5 protein-coding genes are annotated in these 4,462 nt (G+C 46.8%); 1 reads left to right on the forward strand and 4 read right to left on the reverse strand.

What is annotated here, in order from left to right:
• The first annotated feature begins 87 nt into the window (after nucleotides 1-87).
• A complete protein-coding gene (locus BZG79_RS12190; protein ID WP_242414179.1) occupies nucleotides 88-1,512 on the forward strand; it encodes a sensor domain-containing diguanylate cyclase in 1,425 nt (474 codons plus the stop codon).
• A gap of 4 nt (nucleotides 1,513-1,516) precedes the next feature.
• Here the strand turns inward: BZG79_RS12190 and BZG79_RS12195 are convergent, their stop codons facing one another.
• From BZG79_RS12195 to BZG79_RS12210, 4 genes are all read right to left on the reverse strand, one after another.
• Complete coding sequence (locus tag BZG79_RS12195) at nucleotides 1,517-1,744, reverse strand: DUF2798 domain-containing protein (protein ID WP_021022980.1); 228 nt, start codon at nucleotides 1,742-1,744, stop codon at nucleotides 1,517-1,519.
• 179 nt (nucleotides 1,745-1,923) lie between these two features.
• On the reverse strand, nucleotides 1,924-3,060 hold the full coding sequence (locus tag BZG79_RS12200; RefSeq protein ID WP_077774504.1) for a M20 family metallopeptidase: 1,137 nt from the start codon (nucleotides 3,058-3,060) through the stop codon (nucleotides 1,924-1,926).
• Between the two features lie 8 nt (nucleotides 3,061-3,068).
• Nucleotides 3,069-3,536, reverse strand: coding sequence for a YjiG family protein (locus tag BZG79_RS12205; protein ID WP_021022978.1), 468 nt, complete (start codon nucleotides 3,534-3,536; stop codon nucleotides 3,069-3,071).
• Nucleotides 3,533-4,270: a nucleoside recognition domain-containing protein gene (locus BZG79_RS12210; RefSeq protein ID WP_021022977.1), complete on the reverse strand. Its 738-nt coding sequence runs from the start codon at nucleotides 4,268-4,270 to the stop codon at nucleotides 3,533-3,535. The genes BZG79_RS12205 and BZG79_RS12210 overlap by 4 nt, the downstream gene beginning before the upstream one ends.
• Between the last annotated feature and the right edge of the window lie 192 nt (nucleotides 4,271-4,462).

The raw sequence follows: 4,462 nt of genomic DNA on the forward strand, positions 1-4,462 counted from the left end.
GTTAAGAATTTATTCATATACTGATGATAAAGACGTGATGCGGTGACCACCGCACACTTAATGTATTGCCATATTCAGGGTTTATTTATGCTGCATTCTGGGGCGTTGTATGTTTTGGCCCGCCAAATTGTTTTTACACTGTGCGTTGGCGTGTTGTTATCGATAAGCCCCAGCGCTCACTCTGATAACAGCGAACAACCTGAGTCACAAAAACCTGTTTTAAAGGTGGCTAATTSGCATGCATGGCGTCCATTTTCTTATCTCAATAGCAACCAAGAACCCAGAGGGATCTTGATTGACTTTTGGAAAGAATTTGGCGACCGCAATGGCTATGATATCGAGTTTCTATTGACCGATTGGCAAACGTCAATCGATTTAGTGCGTACCGGTCAAGCTGATGTGCACGCTGGGCTCCTTCAGTCACCGGAGCGGTTGCAATTCATGGATTTTGGCACGCCTCTATTTGCCATTGATACGCAAGTATTTTTCAGTCAATCCATGATGGGCACGTCTGCTGACTTTGTCCTTTCTGGTGAGACCGAACATAAGATTGGCGTGGTACAAGGCGGGTACGAAGAAGAGTTTATGAGCGCTAACTTTCCAGACGTAGCATTGCAGCTTTTCCCGAATAACCAAGCCATGCTTGATGCGGCATTATCTGAAAAAATTCAAGCATTTGTGGCCGACCTGCAAGTGGCAAATTATCACCTTTATACCACCACGAACCACAACCTTTTTATCCCTGTCAGGCACCTTTATACAGAGATGCTGCACGCTGGATTTGCGAAAGGCAACGCGGCATTACTTAATCGCATAGACAATAAATTTGCTTGGTTAGATGACGATACTAAACGCCAGCTACTCAATCGCTGGGTCTATTATGACGTTGAAACGGTTTACCCTACACATTTATTTCCTGCTTTAGTCGCTATCAGTATTTTTATCGTTACCAGTTACATTGTCTTACTTAAGCGAACGGTCAAACAAAAAACGCGCGCGCTACAAACAGCCAACGATATGCTTCAAGATCAAGCCATTACCGACTCATTAACGCTGTTGCGCAATCGCCGGTATTTTTATCAATACCTCTATGACTTGGATAAAACGAGAGGCGACATCGCACTAATGGTTTTTGATATTGATGACTTTAAAGCATTTAACGATGGTTTTGGTCATGCTCATGGGGATGAAGTGCTCTGTTTTGTGGCTAAAACGGCGACAACTCTATTGCCGAAAGATGCCATTATCGCCCGTATTGGCGGCGAGGAATTTGCAATACTCCAATACTTCTCAAGTGCAGAGGGCGCCTTGGCACAAGCAAGGGTTTTATGTGAAGAGATTGCGCGACAGAGTTTAGCGTTATTTAATCACGCGTCTAAGCCTGTCACGATCAGTTTAGGCGTTGCTTATTATCCTAGCGGCATGCCTCACAGTGAAATTATCGATGCTGACAAAGCCATGTACCAAGCCAAAAAACAGGGTAAAAACTGCGCGGTTCTACACGTGCTGTAACCCTTTACTCGCGGCTACACAACCACTGAGCTAATCGTTGAACATGTCTTGACGAAACAAAAATAATAGTAAACGCAATGGGCCAAGCAACGATAAAGGCCTCTAACCAACGCCAAACAAACCCACTGCTCAGCCCGGTATTCACAGCGGTGATTACCGCTGTCATCAACGTCACCATTAACACTGACATCAGAAACGGCGCAACAATAGGGAAAAATCGTTTTGGTAACATACACACCCAATAATTTAGCAAGTACTAATGCTTATAGTAAATGAGCAAGCAGAAATAACAAGTGGTGTTACTGCGTCGATCAACTATAGCAGATCAACTTCCCCCCTAATTTGTAATATGACATGGTCACTTGATGGGAAACGCCATCGCGGCTACCGCTTATTGTAGCCGCGCAATGTTTAGACTGTTTTTTGCTCTGCTAAACGTGATAACACTCGAGTGAGCAAGCGGATCCTTGGTTCAATGGAGTCGAGTTGCAAATACTCACCATCACTATGGAAGTTGGCTCCTACTGGGCCAAATCCATCTAAACTAGGGATCCCCAATGCTGCGGTATTATTGGCATCGGAGCCGCCGCCCACCGCTTTCCAATGGATAGGCACGGTTTCCTCAAAGGCTGCCGCTTCAACAAGACCCATCAAGTGTTCCGTTTCAGGGGTCGGCACCATCGCTGGTTTATAGGCTTCGCGAACCAATTCAATGGTGACATCGGGGGTGTAAGGGTGAGAGGCGCGCGCTTGAATGGCTTGATCAAGCGCGCAATAAGCATTGTTGTCCCAGAACCTGACGTCAACCAGTGCCGATGCATAAGCAGCGACAATATTCGCCCCCGCTCCACCTTCAATCAAACCAGCATTAATACTGGTACCGGCCTCTAGATCTTTCATACTATCGAGGGTCACCAGCCAATGAGCTAACTCTGTAATCGCGCTACGTCCTTTTTCTGGCTCGTTACCAGCATGAGCGGCACGACCTGAAACGGCAATTTTATAACTCGCCATGCCTTTACGCGCTTTTACTAAGCCACCATCTGCGCGGGCCGCCTCTGCCACCAGCACATAGCGTGCATCACGAGCRACGGACTCAAGCCAGGTACTGGAATGTATCGAACCCACCTCTTCATCCGGGTTCATGCAGACACAAATGCTCAATGCATCACGTTCTGCTTGCGGCAATGCGCGCAGTGCATACACGATATTAAGCAAGCCTGATTTCATGTCTGATACACCGGGACCGTATGCGAAGCCGTCCTCCACATGCATGGGACGCTCTGCCGCCGTCCCCTGAGGAAAGACCGTATCCATGTGACCAATCAGCATCACATCGATATGTGGATGGGTTGGCTGGTTGCGAATTTCCAATCCAATCCCTGCCTCTCCACATTCCACTCGCTTAATATGCCATCCTGCCATTTGCTCATATTTATCGGCCATTAGGGCCGCAATCACCTCAATACCTTCTCGTTGAAAGGTGCCACAGTCGATATTGACTAGAGGCGCCAACTCATCTAGGTAGCGTTGCAAAGAAAACGTCATCATGCCTCCTAAAGTAAAAGATTCATCACCCACATGGCGCCAAAAGCATTCAGAATAGAAATGCCGACCATAATAGGGATGTAGCGGCCTTCAGTGCCAATCGGGCCCATTACTCGGCCAATGTATTGCACTTGCGAACCCATTAAATAAATAGCAGGAACCAAGATAGCGATATGGGTACCGGTGAGAATGCCTTGGTCAAACAAAGTGATCACGACACCAACAGCGCCTCCCATCGACATCCATGCCCCCATTAGCACTGCGGCGGCTTCACCGGGTAATCCGAATACAGCCATCACAGGTGCAAACACATCGCCCATCAAGGCCAGTAGGCCGGTAATTTGAAGTGCTTTGATAATCACAAACGCCATGACAACATTAGGCACGGTTGATGTTGTTGCAATATGCCAACCTTTCTTAGCGCCTTCGACAAAGATGTCAGTGATCATCGGTTTACTGGTAGAAGACTGGGTCATGATGCGTGCTCCTCTTGATAGGATTGTGTCTTTTCTCGCTGCGGTCCTTTGCCCTCAGTTATATTGAGGTACAAACGAAAGACATTGGCACCAATGAACTTAAATAAGAAGATCACGCCAATAGCAAGACCAATTGACGATGTCACCGCTAACGAACCGTCTGACATGGTTAAAGTAAAAAGTACCGCACCCGAGGAAAAAAAGTTGACGATGGTTGCGCCTGCCGTGAACTGAAACATGGTGAATACATCGGTTTCACGCTTGGTCAGGTAACCCTCATCTTTCAATTGACGAGTCATCGCTGCGCCAGCATCTGTGCTTTGCATGGAGGCAATCAGTGCTAGTCCTGAATTTCCAGGAATGCCTAATACAGGTTTAAGAAGAGGCGTTAAGAGTTTGCGCGCGGCATCAAGCGCTCCATAGTGCTCAAGTACACCAATCATACCCAGCGCAAACATCACGGTAGGAATTAAGGTCAACGCAAAAATGAAACCATCACGCGCACCGCTCCCGCCCTTACCGCGAAGTGATGTTGTTGCCACCTCTACCGTGCCGTCTGTCGCAGTCGTGGCCTGATACGCAACTTGTCCGAACGAACCATTCAAGGTGGTAAAGTCGAACACGCCGTACCATTGATTGGATTGTAACAATCCCGAGAAAAACACCACAGCGAATACCAGTGCCAAGTAACATCCCCATGTCACTTGCCGATCTGTATCGGTTGGATGTGTCATAAACAGCCCTCATGATCAATGAACATTGACCTCATCATCGGCGCTGACACACAAACAAAGATTGATAATTATCAATTTATCCCACAAGTAATAGGCTAGCAGTTACATAATATGAGCTCATTCATAAGCTGACAAACAAAGTCAAAGAAAACAGAAATGAATGTGACTTTAAAGGCTGATTTAAATGTATTT

The organism is Salinivibrio sp. MA427, from assembly GCF_001996115.1.
Lineage (GTDB): Bacteria > Pseudomonadota > Gammaproteobacteria > Enterobacterales > Vibrionaceae > Salinivibrio > Salinivibrio costicola.